We start from the raw sequence: 18,257 nt of genomic DNA, 5'->3' as shown, positions 1-18,257 counted from the left end.
TTTATTTGAGGTAGTTAAACCAAACTTAAAATATCTGAATAACCCCAATCAATCATACTTATTTCTATTACCTGCTTCTCCCTCTTTTAAATCATTTTTTTACTTTTATTTCTCAAAAAAAGCATTTGCAACTTAGTGCAAATGCTTAAAATGATATTATTTAGTTTCCACAACAGACTTAGGTTCTTCTGGTTTAATACTATAATTGTTCAACACCATCGGATAAAGTGTGTTTCTGCCAACGACTATTCTTACGTATGGGAAGAAAGATAGTATGATAGCTAAGCCTACACAAAAACCTAGTGTGAATATAGTAGTTAATGTAAAGAATGCGAAAGGATACTTCACAAATGAAGCTAGTCCTCTAGAAATATGTTGGATAATAATTTGATGTGATAAATAAATAAAGAACGAGATTTCACTAATCATATATAAAGCTGTTAAGTGATATCGGCTTAATTGTTTTGCGACATAAATAGCTAAAACAAAGAATGCTGCTGTGAAGATGAATAGGTCAAAACGATTTGATTCTCTCCATGTAACGTTCAACACAAAGAAATCGAATGCTATAACTAGTCCACTTGGTAAAAGTACCCCAAGTACATATAGTACTTTTTGTTGCACATACTGCATCACTGCATCAAAGTTCTTACCAATATAGAAACCGATAACAAAGTAAAACAACCAATTCAAAATAATTGTACGGTTAAATAATGGATAATATGTATTCCAAAACTCTAAATAAGTTGTACTATAGTACATTAAAAAAGCATGTCCAAAACTAATAACTAATGACACAACAATAGGTATAAGTGGTTTCATGCGATCTAGCACTTTATAAAACAACATATGTAATACAAAGAATTGGAAAATAACCAGTACAAACCATCCAAAGAATTTACCTTCTAACAAAATATTAATCAATAAGTGACTCATTGAGAAATTTTTACTTGGATCAAAATATATCTCGACAATCACAAATAATGCAAAGCAAATGTATGGTATTAAAATAAACTTCACGCGTTTAGTTAAAAAGTTATTAGGTATATGTTTAGAATACCTCATACCTAACAACATTTCAGATAACATAATAAAGCACGGTGTCGCACTAAATAATAAGACTTGAATGTAACTTGCGCTTCGTTTTTGGAACTCTGTGATATGCGGATCATTCACAAAACCTGTCATTGCATGAACAACAACGATAATGACACAAAAAATAGCACGCGCATATGTCAGTTCTACTTTCTTTTTCATTTTGCGTACTCCCTTAATATTTATCCCTAGTGTTAAAACGCTTTCAATGAATACATAAAAAATTCTTTTAAATATCAGCAAGCGATATTTAAAAGAGATATGTTTTCACAAATACGTTCATCATCATTAATTATATGTAACTTACATCATTTACGCAATAGAGTTAAGAACACTATTTAGTTCTATCAAAAGTTATTTTCAAAAATAAATAGACTTACGCATGGCGCGCAAGCCTATCTTTAACCGTTTTATTAATCTAATAATGAATAAAACTCATTTAGTGCAGTTTCATTATGGTTTTGTCCTTTAAATGTTTCAAAGACAGGAATCTGACCATTCATGAAACTCTTAATGTTTTCACCGACTTTTTCTGGTTCATTTTCTGTAAGAATTCCGAAGTCACCATAACGTAAAACATATCTGTTAGCCGGGATGTTTGAGGCAAGTACATTAACACCAACTGTTAACGCTTCAAGCAACACCATAGACTGCCCTTCATAATGAGAAGTTAACGCAAAGACATCACATTGCTTCATAATGTTAAATGGGTTTCGTTTTTGACCCACCAAGAAAACATTGTCCTCTAATTGCAGTTTGCGAATCAATTGTTCTAAGTTAGAGCGTAACGGTCCCTCACCTAAAATGTACAATTTCGCAGTTGGATTTTCTTTAACTGCATCTTTGAAGCCTTCAATTAAAATATCAAAGCCTTTTTCTGGAGAAAGCCTACCCATCGCCATAACTTTGAAATCTTGATCATTAAACGGAACACTCACGATTTCTCCATTATTTAAGTATGCTAATACTTTTTGTCCGCGATGCATAAAGAAATCTGTATCTTCGTCTTTTAATTTATTAATACGTGTTAAATTAATTGTATTCATAGCTGATGTAAATTTATCTTTTGTTTTAGACGTTGCTAAGTTTTCTTTATTAATTCTACATGTTTCTTCTGAAACACTGACTAAATAATCAAAACGGTTATATAAACTGATGACACCTTTTAAGTTTTGGTAATGCGGACGTATACCATTTACGTTACGATTCATATCACTCTTAATGTCACTATGAAGGTACATTAGTTTACGTTTGGATTCTGTTCCTAATAGAATTTTTGACCAGAACATAGAATAACCACTGAAGTCTACTACAACGTCAAATTTTGAAATTCCGAAAATCTTTCTAAATTCGCGTTCAAATACTTCTGCTGGATAAACTGATTCTTCCAATACAGATTTAACACCTCTATTTTTAACAAAGATATCTCTGTATTTCTCTAAAGTAGTACCTAATAAAGGTCCTTTTCTTAAGATAATACGTACATTTTTATTAACTTCTTTCAAATTATCTAAGATTTCACGATTCTTTGTATCTCCCAAGAAAATCGTTACATCATATTTATCGTAATCAATATTTTCTAATAAATTAATTGCTGATGTAGTAATACCATTATTTTTCATTCCGCCTGGATACATCAATATTTTCTTCTTAGTGTTTTCTTGATTACTAACAACCGGTTGGAACATTTTGTTAACAAGACGTTCAGTTACATGTCCATCTTCATAAGGAACATATAAATCTTTAAAACGCTCATATTTAGTTTGATATACATCTTGGTTTGTTTCCGCTTCATTAACAGCTGATACAAGCTCATCTATGTCATAGACCGACGGTCCAGGAAGTAGATCTGTATTAATATAAAGTCCGCGGTCACTATTGTAATCCTCATAATCAGGCGCATAAAAAACAATAGGTTGATCTGTTACAAGATAATCAAAGAAAATACTAGAGTAATCAGTTACTAACAAATCTACAGCTGCTAACAATTCATTCGTATCAAATGAATCAGGAACAAGATATGGCTTTAGTTCTTTATAATTTAATGCTGTTTTATAAACAAAAGGATGTACTTTAACAATAACCTGATAGCCTGTTTTCTTTTCAAGTTCTAAGACCATTTCATGAATGTCAGCCACACTATCTTCGGGGTCATTAACATCAGTCCCACGCCATGTTGGCGCAAATAAAAGTGTTTTACGTTTCTTTAATTTAAGACCATTTTGTTTTAAATGTTTACGTACATCTTTTTTATCACTATTCAATGTTAAATCAATTCTTGGATAACCAATTTCAGCTAAATCACCATTATAAATACCATCTAAACTAAATGCTCTTTTGAACACTTCTGTTGTATGAGGGTTCGGACTGACTAATATATCTGCACTTAAAAAGTTTTTAATAATATTTTGAGAGCCGACTAAGTTATCTTCTACATCTAGGCCCATAGCTTTAATAGGTGTGCCATGCCAAGTATTTACATACACTTGTTCTGGTTTCTTTGTAAAATAAGCGGGGAAAGTTGAGTTATTGATAATATACTTAGCAGTTGTAAGTACACTTAAATAATCGTCACTTTCTTTTACAATGAATCGCACATTTTTAAATGATTTATATTGTTTAGTATATGCTTTACGTTTTTTCTCAGAATCTACAACCCAGATATGTTCTAATTTTTTATATTTCTTATCTCTTAATAGATATTTAAAAACTGCATAAGGGCTGTCTGTCATACTCTTACCATCTCGTGCTTGATAAACTATTTGTCTATCGTTAACTTTGTTCTTTTTATAAAAGTTCGCATATTTAGTTGTTTTTAAGACATACTTGCTCTTAAACTTCGATTTGACAGGTTGCTCAATAAACTTATATTTTCTTTTCGCTTGATTCAGTATAAATCCGCTTACTTTATTCAATGTAGACACTCCTATTTATCTTTTTTATCAACATTAAAACAAAAGCTTTATTCTTTACCGTATAACTCTTTCTTGATTTGTGTCGTAGAAATACCTTCCGTACGTTTTAAATAAATGACTTCACACTGTTCTTTCAAGAAATCAAATTCGCCTTCCCAATCGTGCCCCATCACGAATGTATCTACTTCATATCGATCAACGTCTTTTTGTTTTTGGCCCCAATCATTTTCAGGGATTACTAAATCTACATAACGAATTGATTCTAACATCATCTTTCTTTGTTCATAGCTATAGTAAGATTTTTTATTCTTAATTTTATTAAACTCATCACTAGACAATGCCACAATAAGATAATCTCCCATTTCTCTTGCACGTCTTAATAATTCAATATGTCCATAATGTAATAAATCATAAGTTCCATAAGTAATTACTCTCTTCATACTGTCCACTCTTTCATTCGTTTTTCTTTATTTATGATGAAACACATACTCTACTATGTATTTTGCAAACAATCATGCATTTATTCCGAAAATACGTTTATACATACATTTACTCATTAGTATAAACTTAATATATTTAATAGAGTTTAATGAATCTTTACAAAAGTATAACACTTGCATTGAATTTTTACATTTACCACGATAAAAAAGTGCCTTTTGAGTACTAAAAAACTTCTCAAAAGGCACTAAAACAACTATTTAATTTCTTCATAAATTCTTTTTCTATTATTTTTGTCAGTATAAGCAAAAAAACGCTTTATCCGTTCATAGTATTTGCTATCCAATTTAAATTGATTTTGACGAATTGACTCAACAACTTTTATCAAGTCCTGTTCATTGCGTGCTACTGGACCAAAACCATCCGACTCATATTTAAAGTAGCCCGGACTATAAATCGCATATTTATATATATCATCTAAATCAAACTGATAATATACAACAGGTTTATTTAAATAGGCAACATCAAATGCAACAGAAGAGACATCAGTAATGAGTAAAGCACTGCTACTGATCACTTCTTTATAATTCGTATAATCAGTAATTTTAATATGCTTTAATCCTTTATAATATTGAATAAATCTTTCACTCATTCTAGGGTGCAAGTGAAACTGAATCTCTACATTGCTTTTTTGAACCCACTCTTTAATTTTATTGTCACTTAAAAAGCTATACGTTCTTTTATAAAATTCACTTTCCAAAAATTGTTCATCTGTTCCAAGCAGTAGCTGTGGTCTCCATGTTGGCATAAATGTGATAATGCATTTTTTAATATCTTTATTTTTTAACAAATCAAATCTTGCCAACCCAGTAATTTTCACTTCTTTATTTAAGAACCCATATTTATCTATGATATCAACCGCTTCTCTTTGAGCACTAGTTATAAAATAATCGATTGGTTTATTATATTTATGAAGCAACTTACTAACATTATTCTGCGTAACTCCATGCTGTAAAAACACAAAATCAAAATCAATTAGCTCCCGAACATATCTACCATTTACTACTCCAAATGGATTAAATAAATAAGGTTCAGTGTGAGAAGTAATCATTTTTTCCGCTTGAAAAGTCAACAAGTGATGCTTTTTACTATTAAATGGAACGACTGACCTTCCATAGCTTTTTTTCAAACGTTTATAATCTGCATTGTTTTTTTCAATTAAATAATAAGGTGTTATTTCTTTTTTTTGTTTGTAAATGAAATCAAAAAAAGCTTCTGCATTATCTTCTGCTTGATTCAGGCGATCAGTAAATAGCCAAATCCGTTTTTTATTTTTTGATTTAGCTTTCAGACCTATTATTTTATAAATACCAGATTTTCGAGTTTTGTTTTTCAGTAGTAAACCAATTATATTCTTTATAGTCAGCACTTTTTTTATCTTAGTTATTACAAATTTTTTATTTTCAAATAATCTAATAGTATGGTTTCCAAAATGCTTAAATGGTACTTTTGTGTTACTAAAATTAGTTTTTAAAGTTTTTCCTACGTTTTCAATTTCAACAATCTCTTTATCATTAACTAGATAAGCTAAAGTAAATTCAGGACTAAACTTTTTAACCGGCAATTCAAATCTGTAAAAAGAGGTATGGCTAACTTTCTCTCCTAAAAAATAATGCTCAGAGAGGACAGTAGCCTTGTCTGCTTTAATAATTTTATGAGATCCAATTTGAATAATTGGTTCAACTTTGATTTCATCAGTAACCATTGGTAGCGAAAATGAAAGTTTTAAAATGCCTTTCTTTAAATACATTGACTCATTTTTCAAATACATATTCTCAATAGATTTCAGAAATATATTATTGAAGTAAATATTGTGTCTATTATCCTCAACTCGAATTTCTAATTTACCGTTCTTATATCTGTTATGTAAAATAGCATTCTGATAAATGACATTCATTACTTTGAGACTTGGAGTAAATAATACATCATCTTCTATCACTTTTAATAAGTTTAAAATTTTATCAGTATATTGCTTCAGTTGTTCTTCAGTTAACTTATTTAGAGTTACATCTGAGTATTTGAACCTATACTGTAAGTCATATAATAAAACAGCTTGAATATATTTAGGAACGTACCCTAAACTATTTCGACTATCATCTATTAAATATTGATGATAGTTCTCTAACGTAGGTACATAAAATGTATCTTTATAATGAGCAGTATCAATAGCTGATGATTCATCTGCTCTTTTTCTATAAAAATAACATCCGTTAATATAGCTTAATTTCCCTAATTTATATTTTTTCTTCAAAACATCGTATACAAACTTAGCATCTTCAGCGTACTTTAAATTAGAATCAAATTTGATTTTACCAATCGCTGATTTTCTAAAAAAAGATGAAGAAGCATGCATTTGAATGTTATCGTAATCTTTAAGCAAATCGACTAGAACATCCTTTTCTTTTTCAAATTTATAATTTAAAGGATGTTCACCAACGACACTATCAAAGAATCTTAATCTGGAACTAACAATATCAGTTTCTGTATGTTCTTCTAAAAAGTTATATGCTGACTCAAAAGTTTCTAGTCCCCATTTATCATCAGAGTCTATAAAGTTAATATACTTACCTTCGGCGCTTTCAAGCCCTGTATTTCTCGCTATTGAAACACCTTCATTTTTTTTATTAATATATTTTATGTTTTCAGGATACAAATCTACATTTCTTTGTAAGATATCATGCGTGCCGTCTGTAGATCCATCATTCACTAAAATAATTTGAATATCTTTAAAATCCATACTTTGGTTATAAATACTATCCAATGTTTCTTGAATATATTCTTCTGTATTATATACAGGAATAACAACGCTTACTTTAAATGGGTAATGCTTGTTTTCCTTGTTGTAAACCTTACGTTTCATCTTCTTTTTAAAATTTAAAAATTTCAAGATAAACTCCTCCATTTTGTTGATTCATGATTGTTTTAAACTTGGTTTTTTTAAATTCTTTTTATTTTGGTGATGATCCTAAATATTAAAGATACACTTTTAGCATTGTAGATGTTATTGTTGGATTTAATTTTCAACAGAAAACCTGACAAAATAAAAAATATCGGTAACTTTATTGAATACTTATTGAACGTAATGTCATTTTTCATTTTTCTTCCCAATAAATACTTTTCTTTAGTACATACAATATCTGCTGTCACTTTCTTTATAAAAATCTTACTTTCTCCAGGTATCCCAACAGCTTCATTAGAAAAAGTGAATTGTAATATTCCGTTTTTAAAATTGTAACCCTGAATCAGTACTTTAATTTGTTTGTGAAGTAAAGATAAATCCATTTTCATATCTTTCAATTGGTACATGTAAATTTTACAGTAAAGCGGGCATTCTAATTGGTCTATTGTTTTAGTACTTATATTTATAAACAGTTGTTTTGAAAGATGCATAAATGTCTCTGTAATAAATGACTTATGCTCGATTATGTACTTCTGATTATACTCTGCAAGATATCCTAAATAGTGTCTTGCGATTAAGTATTGAATATAAGGAAGAACCTCACCGTATAATTTCTTTGATAGGTCAATTAATGGAAAATATGCATTTTTCAAATGTGCTGTATATCTGCTTTCTTCGCCCCATGCAGCATGGCTTAATGAATTTGTATTATTGCGATCATAATAATAATAAGCACCATTAACCAGTCCATACTTCAGATTTTCTAGTAATATCGTATTGATTAATAAAGCGTCCTCCCAAAAGGTCAGGCTTTCTTGGAACCTATGGTGTAATGAGTTAAACACTTCACTTCGAAACACAGTTCCTCCCATATGGTACTGAATAGATGTTGAATGTTGTCTGATATCTACATAGCCTGATGTATTTTGAAATTTGAAATTCAAAGATTGTGGGGATAATTGATTATTTTTATTTAGTATAATCGGAGCTACTGATAACTTTAATTCTGGATATTGCTCAAAAATTTCCAGGTGTGCTTCAATATAATTTTCGCTAATAGTATCAGAGTCATCTATAAATGCAGTAAATAAAGAAGCTTTATCCAATGCATTTAAGCCGGCATTACGTGCCGCACTGACACCTTTATTTTCTTGGTTTATAACTTTTATTCTTTGATCATCATATCCTTCTAAAATTCTTTTAGTGTTGTCTGTACTTCCATCATTTATCACAATGATTTCTATCTCTTGAGATGTCCTATTGTTTAAGATACTCTCAATCGTCTTACTGATTGTTTTTTCTGCATTATAAGCAGGCAGTATAAAGCTAAACATTTGTTCACCAACGCTTTCGATTCTATGTTGTATTTCTTTGTGGTTTGCATTTGCCTTATAATCAATATACTACATAACGTTTTTAAACAAAAGTAAATGTTGCTCAACTTTTATTTTAAATTTTAATACTTCACAACACATATTATGAGTGTATTTATTGCTAATCTATATTTGTGCAATAAACAAATAACGACGCACTTGCTTACACAAATGCGCCGTTATTTTTATCTATATTCACTTTCAACTGATTCTACAACTTGTTCATAACTCATACCAGTAGAGATGTTGACACTTGCTAGAAAGCTGCCTTCTACAATAGGTGCTTCTACTTTCTCTACTCTATATTGTCCATCGTACATTTCAATAGCCATATCTAAGTTCATTTCTGCTGAACCTAAATCATAGAAACAAATCGCATCGTCTTTTAAACCTTCAATTGCTTGTTGGATAGGTTCAAAGGATGTTCCAATAGTACCGTCACTGCCGCCGACTGGAATCACTTGCACGCCTTCAGCCATTTGGCTAATAAGTTTTTTGATGCCGTTTGCGATTTCTTCACTATGACTGACTACAATAATCGCTGTCATTGATTTACTCATCTCCTATCAATGCGTTTAAGATATAAACACTACTTTGTGCACCTGGATCTGTGTGACCTCTTGACTCTTCTTTGAAGTAAGCTGCACGTCCTTTTGTCGCAACTAAATCTTCTGTATTATCTGCGAGTGTTTGAAGGTATGCGATATCAACAGTCTCTCCATTTTCTACCGCTTCTCTCGCTCTTTCAATCACGTCGTACATTGTTTTTTCATCTAGTTCAACTTTACCGCGTTGATGTACCGCTTGTGAAAATGCCTCTAACAACTTAGGTAAGTTGTCTTCTGTAATCTCATCTTCCGCAACTTGTGCCATTTTGACAAAACTGAAACCGTATAATGGACCTGAAGCACCACCAACTTTAGACATTAAAGTCATTCCCGTTGTTTTCAAAACATCTTGGACTGTGTCCGCATTTTCTAATGCTTGTGGTAAGGCATTAAAGCCTCTGACCATGTTGACACCATGGTCACCATCACCAATGGCACGATCAAGTTCTGTTAATGTATCTTCACGTTCTTGAAAAATTTCTTGTAAATGAATTAAACGTTGTTTTAATGTTTCTGCATTCATAGTTCATTTCCTCCTTGTGCGTTATCCGAAATAACGGCTTGTTGTCGGTGCGTTTAATGCGTTCAAACGGTCCTCAGTACTTTCTAATAACGTTAATGAAAAACCTTGCATATCTAACGATGTCATATAATCACCGACAAACCAGTCTTTGACTGAAACATTTTCTGCTTCAAGTGCTGCTTGGATATACTTCACTGCGATATTTAATTCTGAAAGCGGTGTGCCGCCCATGCCGTTTACCATCACTATGACTTCTTTCGCTTGGACTTCTTCGTTCAAAGCTTGAACTAATTCAGTCGCAATATCTTGGATAGGTTTAACCGCTTCTCTCTTCAATCCACGTTCCCCATGAATACCGATACCGATTTCCATATCTCCAGATTCTAAATCAAAGCCATACTTACCAGTGGATGGTACAAATGGCGGTGTGAGTGCCATGCCTATTGTACGCATATCAGCTAATAATGCTTCAGTTTGTTCTACAATCGTTTCTAGCGATTCACCTTGTTCAGCAAGGTAACCTGCAAACTTATGCACAAAAACTGTGCCTGCTACACCACGGCGCATCTCTTTATCTTCTACCGCAATATCATCTCTGACAATCACTTTACCGACTTTGATACCTTCCATTTCAGCCATTTCTTGCGCCATTTCAAAGTTCATAACATCTCCGGCATAATTTTTGATAATCAATAAGACACCGTCACCATTATCAACAGCTTTAATCGCTTCTAAAATTTTATCCGGTGTCGGTGATGTAAAGATTTCACCGCATACTGCCGCATCTAACATTCCCTGTGCAACATAGCCTGCATGTGCAGGTTCATGTCCGCTTCCTCCGCCAGAAACTAACGCAACACCTTGTTGCTTTTTCTCTTTTCTAACAACAACCGTCTCAGAAATGACAGTTTGCTCGGGATTTGAAAGTGCTAAACCTTCTAACATATCTGAAAGTATTGTAGTTTTATCTTGAATTAATTTTTTCATATGTGCACAACCCCTTTTTGTGTTCAATCATCAATTCATATTTTAGATACACCTCTATTATATAGTCTGACTAATGATTATTCATGTGATAAGAGGTTAGATCCTACAATCATTCAATTAAAAAATATGTTATATTACAATTAAGAAAAGCAATATAAATCACATACAAAGAAGGTGTGTCTACTATGAATCTTTCTTTTGCTAAGCGTGTTGCCGATATTATCACGATTGTCAGCTTTATTGCTTTATTAGTTTTATTGTCCATTAACTTCTATTTTAATATGCAAACAAATGGTTTTTCAGCAGGGTTCAAAATCGAAAGCACTACTAACATTATTTTTGTATCACTGTTATTTGCTACTTGTTTAATCAGCGATATCATCAGTACCGTTTTAAAACGAAAACTTAAATACAAACATTAACAAAAAGCCCTCCTACTCGGTTTGAATAGGAGGGCTTTCCAACGCTGATATCTGTTTACATCGATACAAGACTATTTGATTTTCTTAACATAAATCGATTTTAAACCGATTTGACCGACACCTGGAATTTTACAATCGATGTCATGACCGTCTTCAGGATCTACTAGACGGATACCTTTAACTTTCGTACCTTGCTTAATCACAGATGAAGCACCTTTGATTTTCAAGTCCTTAATCACTGTCACAGTGTCACCATCTTGTAATTCTTGACCATTGGCATCTCGTACTTTTAACGCTTCCTCAGCTTCTTCTACTGAATCTTGCGTCCATTCATGTCCGCACATCGGACAGACAAATAACGCACCATCTAAATACGTATATTCCGAACCACAGCTCGGGCAATTAGGTAATGTTTGTTCCATGTTCTCCTCCATGCTCTGTAATGACCCTCTAAATCTACCATATTTCCATAGAAAAAGATATATCAGCGATTAGAATTTAATTTTTTCGAATTGTTTTCTATATTCATGTCTAAGAAATATCTTTATATTTAAAACCAACAATGCCCAAAATAAATAGCATCGTTGCTATCACAAGCATAATTATAGTCGCAGACCAATCCATATCTGCAATCGGCAGACGTGGTACATGCCCAAACGGCGTCACTTTTTTCAACCATTGCTTTATATTTAATAATTGTCCTAGATATACGACTAAGAAAGAGTAAGCTAAATAGAGATAGACAATTAAACTCCCTTTCTTAAACCAACCGATAATACAAACAGCCAATCCCGCAAAGACTAATATTGCTGGAATAAAAACTAACCCTGCAGTGAAGATTTTATTAAAAGCAATAGGTTTATCCATACTTGAGACAGCACCCATATACATTCCTAACGTAGCTGAACTGATCATCAAGACACTGTTGATCAATCCAATCCAAATAAAGCTCATTAAATAACGCATACGATGTATGGGCAAAGCCAGTATACTTTCTGTATGGCTTAATCTGATTTCCTTTTGGGTTTTAAAGATTGCCATTAAAACAGGTATGGTTGAAATCATGCCCATAATTGCCATCAATATCGGCACAAATTGTTCAGCATAGTTATTTCCTTTGCCAGTCAACATTCTTTGTAACAGCGGATTTTCTTTAAAGAAATTTTCTAAATCTCCAAATACCGAACCATACGACAAACCTAGCATCAACATACCTATAGCCCAAACGATTATTCAAGTACGCTGTAAATGAAGTTGTAGTCCTAAAGGTGATTTTAATAAAGATGATGCACGCGAACGCCCTTTAAACGTTGGCAATAACCCAGACTCCATATCACGGTGTCTATTCAATATCACCGCAATAATTAATAATATGAGAGACATTCCAAATAACGCAGCAACCGGCCACCAATGGTTATGACTATAAATATCGGCGCGTGTGATCCAACCAAGGGGAACAATGTAAGAGAGCCAAGAAACTGACACATCGCCTATGGCACGCATTAAATACATTATCAATAACAAACTAATACTGATGCCTGTTGTCTGACTTTGTGTCGTGGTTAATTGCGCGACAAGTAATGTCAACATACTTATCATAAAACCTGATACCGCAATAAGCATGCCGTATAACCATGCACCTTCAACACTAAAATGATCAATACCTGTAAACATCAAGCCTATACTGATTGATATACCTAAAATGACATTAATGATTCCCTGTTGAATTATCGTACTCAAAATCAATGTCGTACGTCCTATCGGTAAAGCAGATAACATCGCTAAACGTCCCGCTTCTTCATCCCCTCTTGAATCTTTCGAAACAAATAAGATATTCATAATACTGACGAGAATCACAGTAAACATCAACATCTCATAGCTGAACATCGTCGCTATAGTCATTTGGTCTAAAGAGAATTTACCAAGCATCGCTTGCATCGCAGGATTCTTAAACATTTCAAACAGTGGTACTAATGCTTGTTTATCAGGATACAAATTCGCAAATGATTGTGGAATCATTAAGGTTAATGCGATTAATCCTACTAACCAAAAGATGATAGACCATTTATTCCGCTTCAAATAAAACAACATTATCTTAGAAAGTGTCAGTCGCTTTTGTGTCATCTTACTCACCTTCTTTTAGCTGCTCGCCATAGTGTCGTAAGAATAAATCTTCTAAAGTCATCGGTTGGCTTTCTAACTTTTTAATGTTGAAGCGACTTAAATATTGAATCACTGTACTGGTTTGATCAGTATCCACTTGAAATTGATACGTTTCATCTTGTTTGGTTACATCATGTACACCTGGTTGCGCTTCTAAATGTGTTAGTATCTCTTGTGTCATGACGGTAAAGCGCATACGTGTTAAATGACGCATTTCATCTAATGTGCCTGTTTCTATTAATTCACCTTTACGTATAATTCCTACACGGTCACATAGTTGTTCTACTTCAGAAAGAATATGGCTTGATAATAGTACTGTTTTTCCACGCTCACGGCACGCTTTTACGTGATGCTGAAAGACACGTTCCATTAAAGGGTCTAAACCAGACGTTGGTTCATCAAAAATATACAAATCTACTTCCATACTTAGTGCGGCAATCAAAGCAACTTTTTGTCGATTCCCTTTAGAATACGTACTGCATTTCTTGTGAATATCCAACTCAAAATCTCGAATTAACATTTGTTTACGTTCATGGTTCACTGACTTTTGTAAACTTAATAAGAACTCAATAACTTCTTCTCCAGTTAAATTCGGCCACAAATTCACATCACCTGGGACATACGCAATGCGTTCATGTATGGCTACTGCTTCTTTAAACGCATCCTTACCAAATAACGTAACACTCCCGGAACTTGGTTTTAATTGGCCTAACATCGTCTTAATTGTCGTTGATTTACCTGAACCGTTCGGACCAATAAAGCCGAAAATTTCTCCTTCTTCAACCCTCATATTTAATTTAGAGAGTGCTTCGAATTTACCAAAGCGTTTTGTGAGATTATTAATTTCTAGAACTGATGTCATATAGATCACCTTCTTATTTCTATTATTCATCTATACTTTAAGAACTTGACTCCATTATACACTTGTTTCACTCAAGAAAAGGCTCACAAATAAATAAGGACATTCCAAAAAGAATGCCCTCATGATTATTTGAATGCTCGTGTATCTATATTTTCTTCTTCCAAGATTTTTTCAATTTTCTTTTGTTCACGTTTGTTAGGTTTATCGTTTCCTTTTTCAATCGCACCGACTTCTTTTACAGAAACACGTCCATTTTTTGAAGAAGCAATTGCGGTATCTATTTTTTCATCGATATCTCTGAGGTATTGGTTAGAGTTTGTAATGTAGCGATTAATTTTATGCGCATGTCCGTCATAACCTTTCGGTAAACGATTTTCATTAATATACTGCGCAAAGTTATTATCATTCGTACTTGCTAGCTCACTGGCTTTTTCAATATGTTTTGCATCGCGTTTAGAAAGCCCTTCTTTTGAATGCAGCTTTTGTTGATAGTGTTCATAAATACGTGTGATATCATGATCAGCATTCAAATACGTTTGGATATCTTGTTTTAATTCTGCTTTAGTCAATTTTTGATTCTTTTTCTTCTTGTCAAAGATAGACGGATTTAAATCCACTTGTTGTCCTTCTGATTTCGCAGATCCAGTATCTTTCTTGTGTTCTTGTTGTGGCGGTGCTTTTTGCGTCGGTTCTTGTTTGGCCTCTTGTTTGACTTCTTTCACTTCTGAAGAAGCACATCCTGATAATATCAATGTCATAGACGCAAAAAGCAATCCCGTTATTAATTTTTTCACTGTTACCTTCTCCTTTGATTCTGCGCCTTATTTTATCTTTTTAATAATTCACTCGCTCAGTCATTTTTTACCCTAAATCTCATAATGTATGATGTTATCTTCTAAAATCATATATAAAAAGCTTTCATTGAAATTTGATTTAGAAAAATTAAAAATTAGTCACGCAACTCATTAAAGTTAGTGTATAATACTTCCATACACATATTCTATTCCGTACAACATAAAAAGAAAATAGATGATATGCAGTTCGCAGTTTCACTCTGCACGCCATCCATTCTCTATATAAAAACTACAAAGAGGTGTAACATCATGGAAAACAATGATTTAAAACGCAGTATGACCAATCGTCACATTCAGCTGATCGCCATCGGGGGCGCTATCGGTACGGGGCTTTTCTTGGGGGCAGGGAAAAGTATTGCGTTAGCTGGGCCATCCATTCTTTTGGCCTACATCATTATCGGGTTCTTCTTGTTCATTATGATGCGTGCATTAGGTGAACTTCTTTTATCAAACAGTCAATACAATTCATTTATTGATATTGCGGAAGATTATTTAGGCCATATGGCTGGTTTCTTTACAGGTTGGACGTACTGGTTTTGTTGGGTAGCTACAGGTATTGCGGACATCACAGCTGTAACCAAATATATTAATTTCTGGTGGCCGTCTTTCCCACCTTACTTAACAGCGATTATCACAGTTATCTTACTACTCGCACTAAACTTAATGACCGTTAAAGCTTATGGGGAAATCGAATTCTGGTTTGCGATTATTAAAGTTATTGCGATTTCATTCTTAATTGTCATTGGCCTTTATTTAATCTTTACTGGATTCTCATCACCTAACCATATTCAAAGTGGTTTCAGCAACCTTTACTCTCACGGCGGATTCTTCCCTAATGGGGTTATGGGATTTTTACTCGCTTTCCAAATGGCAGTATTTAGTTTCGTAGGGATTGAATTAGTCGGTGTTACTGCACGTGAAACAAAAGATCCAGAAAAGAACTTACCGAAAGCCATCAACAGCGTCGGTATTCGTATCATCATCTTTTATGTTTTAAGCTTAATGGTTATTATGAGTATCACACCATGGGATAAATTAGATCCTAAAGAAAGTCCATTCGTTAACTTATTCGTTTTAGCCGGTATTCCAGCTGCTGCGGGTATCGTTAACTTTGTGGTATTAACTTCAGCATCTAGTGCCGCAAACAGCGGATTATTCAGTAACAGTCGTATGGTTTAGCTGTTTCAGACAGCGCACCTAAAGCTTTAGGTAAAGCCAATCGTCACGGGGTCCCATACAATGCATTGATTTTCTCAGGGGTTGTCTTATTCTTAGCAGCATTATTGAACTATGTTATTCCAGATACTGTATTCACAGTCGTAACTACAGTCGCAACAATTTTCTTTATCTTTATTTGGACAATCATTTTAGTTTGTTATATCAAATATCGTAAAGCACATCCTGAATTACATGCTGCTTCAAAATTTAAAAACTTCTTTGGTATAGTTGGTTCATATAGTACCCTTGTCTTCTTCGTTATTGTCATCGCGATTTTATTCTTAGCTGAAGATACAAGAGTAGCCTTATACTTCTCACCATTCTGGTTAATCTTATTATTTATCGCATATAAAGTCGGCGGCTTTAAAAACCGTGGCTTAAATCGCATTAAACATTAATACACAACACATCAAACAGGTGGAGATTTGAAGTCTTCACCTGTTTTTGTGTATATGATACAAATTAAAAAGCCGGATCAGTTGAGCTGATCCGACTTCCTTTATATAAAATAACTTCGACTCACAATAATTAGTTCAAGCGTGTTGGTGTATCGCCTGTTTTGATGACATTAAGTGCAGCGTTTAATCCGCCTTCAACTAAGTTACGTACCGCTTCATCAGAGAAGAATGCGATATGTGGTGTTAATTGAATTCTGTCATTTTCGATTAATTTTTTGAATGTTTCATCTTCAAGTTCTTTACCAGTAAAGTCAAATGTGAAGTAAGGCATTTCGAACTCGTAAGTGTCGACAGCTGCGCCTGTTAATTTGCCTTCATTGACCGCATCGATTAATGCTTCTGTATCTACAACTGCACCACGTGCTGCGTTAACTAAGATTGCGCCATCTTTGAATTTCGCAAACATTTCTTTATTGAAAATGTGGTGGTTGTCTGCAGAACCTGGCATGTGTAAAGAAACGATGTCCGCATCTTTAACTGCTTCTTCAATCGTATCTTTATATTCTAAGAAATCTAATGAATCATTTGGATATAAATCATAACCTACAATTTTAGCACCGAAGCCTGCGAAAAGATTACCAGTTAATGCGCCGATACGTCCTGTACCGATAATTGCGACTGTCATGTCTTTTACTGGTCTTGCCATAATTGTCGCATCCCAAGTAAAGTCATAGTCTTGAACACGTTTTTCAATACGTGGGAATCTACGTACAAGATTTAATGCAGCAGCTACTGAGTATTCCGCAATTGTTTCAGGAGAATAGCTAGGTACGTTTGAGATAATAATACCGTGTTTTTTCGCTAATTCTAAATCATACATGTCAAAACCTGCAGTACGTTGTGCGACTTGTTTGATGCCCATTGCTTCTAATTTAGGGTAAGCTTCTTTTTCAAGTTTGCCGAATTGCATTGTTGTAACGCCGTCAAACCCTTCAAGCTGATCCAAAGTATCATAGCTTAAGAAGTCATTTGAGAATGAAACTTCAACATCATTCTCTTTAGCCCAGTTCAAAGCTACATCTTTTTCATAATCACGTGTACCAAAAAATTTAATTTTTGTCATAATTACTCCCTCAATTCTAAAAGTTGTATAGTAGAGTAATTCATATCCTATCTAATATATTATGTGAATACATTCACAAAGTCAATAGGTTATAAATTAATCTGAATAATCTGTCAAACTGATTATACTCCATTTGCGTACGTTTGCATATATGATTGTTCAATACTTTTAAAATTTTAAATAACATTGTACAAAGCGGTGTCTATATACCATGATTCTGGAACAATTATTGGATTATAAACATCTAGACACTTTCTATTTTGGAACTCTACGACAAAACATTATTGAGGTTGGCTGAACTAAAAATACGCACGCCATA

Annotated in this window: 15 protein-coding genes and 1 pseudogene; 2 read left to right on the top strand and 14 right to left on the bottom strand. The window is 33.3% G+C overall.

The features are described 5' to 3' along the window. Nucleotides 1-156 precede the first annotated feature (156 nt). The 8 genes from HMPREF2846_RS13155 to dhaK all read right to left on the bottom strand — a co-directional run bounded on the left by HMPREF2846_RS13155 (nt 157) and on the right by dhaK (nt 10,898). The gene (locus HMPREF2846_RS13155; protein WP_070626817.1) at nt 157-1,257 is read right to left on the bottom strand and encodes an acyltransferase family protein; all 1,101 of its coding nucleotides are present in this window, start codon (nt 1,255-1,257) and stop codon (nt 157-159) included. A 251-nt stretch (nt 1,258-1,508) separates the two neighbouring features. Beyond that, nucleotides 1,509-4,010 (bottom strand): glycosyltransferase, encoded by a 2,502-nt coding sequence (locus tag HMPREF2846_RS13150; protein ID WP_083310010.1) that lies wholly within the window; start codon nt 4,008-4,010, stop codon nt 1,509-1,511. A 47-nt stretch (nt 4,011-4,057) separates the two neighbouring features. Next, on the bottom strand, nt 4,058-4,450 hold the full coding sequence (gene tagD, locus HMPREF2846_RS13145; RefSeq protein ID WP_002479946.1) for a glycerol-3-phosphate cytidylyltransferase: 393 nt from the start codon (nt 4,448-4,450) through the stop codon (nt 4,058-4,060). A 254-nt stretch (nt 4,451-4,704) separates the two neighbouring features. Further along, nucleotides 4,705-7,395, bottom strand: a complete 2,691-nt coding sequence (locus HMPREF2846_RS13140) for a bifunctional glycosyltransferase/CDP-glycerol:glycerophosphate glycerophosphotransferase (protein ID WP_070626816.1) — start codon at nt 7,393-7,395, stop codon at nt 4,705-4,707. 50 nt (nt 7,396-7,445) lie between these two features. After that, nucleotides 7,446-8,741, bottom strand: a complete 1,296-nt coding sequence (locus HMPREF2846_RS13135) for a glycosyltransferase family 2 protein (RefSeq protein ID WP_070626815.1) — start codon at nt 8,739-8,741, stop codon at nt 7,446-7,448. A 224-nt stretch (nt 8,742-8,965) separates the two neighbouring features. Further along, a complete protein-coding gene (gene dhaM, locus HMPREF2846_RS13130) occupies nt 8,966-9,328 on the bottom strand; it encodes a dihydroxyacetone kinase phosphoryl donor subunit DhaM (protein ID WP_002479950.1) in 363 nt (120 codons plus the stop codon). Nucleotides 9,329-9,332: 4 nt separating this feature from the next. Next, the gene (gene dhaL / locus HMPREF2846_RS13125) at nt 9,333-9,911 is read right to left on the bottom strand and encodes a dihydroxyacetone kinase subunit DhaL (RefSeq protein WP_060804421.1); all 579 of its coding nucleotides are present in this window, start codon (nt 9,909-9,911) and stop codon (nt 9,333-9,335) included. 21 nt (nt 9,912-9,932) lie between these two features. Beyond that, nucleotides 9,933-10,898, bottom strand: coding sequence for a dihydroxyacetone kinase subunit DhaK (gene dhaK / locus HMPREF2846_RS13120; RefSeq protein WP_070626814.1), 966 nt, complete (start codon nt 10,896-10,898; stop codon nt 9,933-9,935). A 185-nt stretch (nt 10,899-11,083) separates the two neighbouring features. Between dhaK and HMPREF2846_RS13115 the strand changes: the two genes are divergently transcribed. Continuing rightward, nucleotides 11,084-11,320, top strand: a complete 237-nt coding sequence (locus HMPREF2846_RS13115; protein WP_002479953.1) for a hypothetical protein — start codon at nt 11,084-11,086, stop codon at nt 11,318-11,320. A 71-nt stretch (nt 11,321-11,391) separates the two neighbouring features. Here the strand turns inward: HMPREF2846_RS13115 and HMPREF2846_RS13110 are convergent, their stop codons facing one another. From HMPREF2846_RS13110 to HMPREF2846_RS13095, 5 genes are all read right to left on the bottom strand, one after another. After that, nucleotides 11,392-11,742: a zinc ribbon domain-containing protein YjdM gene (locus HMPREF2846_RS13110; RefSeq protein WP_002479954.1), complete on the bottom strand. Its 351-nt coding sequence runs from the start codon at nt 11,740-11,742 to the stop codon at nt 11,392-11,394. 109 nt (nt 11,743-11,851) lie between these two features. Continuing rightward, on the bottom strand, nt 11,852-12,532 hold the full coding sequence (locus tag HMPREF2846_RS14835) for a hypothetical protein (RefSeq protein WP_256274929.1): 681 nt from the start codon (nt 12,530-12,532) through the stop codon (nt 11,852-11,854). A 21-nt stretch (nt 12,533-12,553) separates the two neighbouring features. Further along, a complete protein-coding gene (locus HMPREF2846_RS14830; protein ID WP_256274928.1) occupies nt 12,554-13,444 on the bottom strand; it encodes a hypothetical protein in 891 nt (296 codons plus the stop codon). 1 nt (nt 13,445) lies between these two features. Then, nucleotides 13,446-14,345: an ABC transporter ATP-binding protein gene (locus tag HMPREF2846_RS13100; RefSeq protein ID WP_023015569.1), complete on the bottom strand. Its 900-nt coding sequence runs from the start codon at nt 14,343-14,345 to the stop codon at nt 13,446-13,448. Between the two features lie 125 nt (nt 14,346-14,470). Next, nucleotides 14,471-15,139: an NDxxF motif lipoprotein gene (locus HMPREF2846_RS13095; RefSeq protein ID WP_002479957.1), complete on the bottom strand. Its 669-nt coding sequence runs from the start codon at nt 15,137-15,139 to the stop codon at nt 14,471-14,473. Between the two features lie 309 nt (nt 15,140-15,448). On the opposite strand from HMPREF2846_RS13095, the pseudogene HMPREF2846_RS13090 reads away from it, so the two are divergent. Beyond that, nucleotides 15,449-16,815 (top strand): annotated as a pseudogene (locus HMPREF2846_RS13090) (amino acid permease). 130 nt (nt 16,816-16,945) lie between these two features. Here the strand turns inward: HMPREF2846_RS13090 and HMPREF2846_RS13085 are convergent. After that, nucleotides 16,946-17,938, bottom strand: coding sequence for a D-lactate dehydrogenase (locus HMPREF2846_RS13085; RefSeq protein ID WP_002479959.1), 993 nt, complete (start codon nt 17,936-17,938; stop codon nt 16,946-16,948). Nucleotides 17,939-18,257: the final 319 nt, after the last annotated feature.

Origin of the sequence: Staphylococcus sp. HMSC056G08, from assembly GCF_001812305.1 — a bacterium.
In the GTDB taxonomy this organism is placed as follows: Bacteria; Bacillota; Bacilli; order Staphylococcales; family Staphylococcaceae; genus Staphylococcus; species Staphylococcus simulans.
This window is presented reverse-complemented; position numbering and strand designations above follow the sequence as displayed.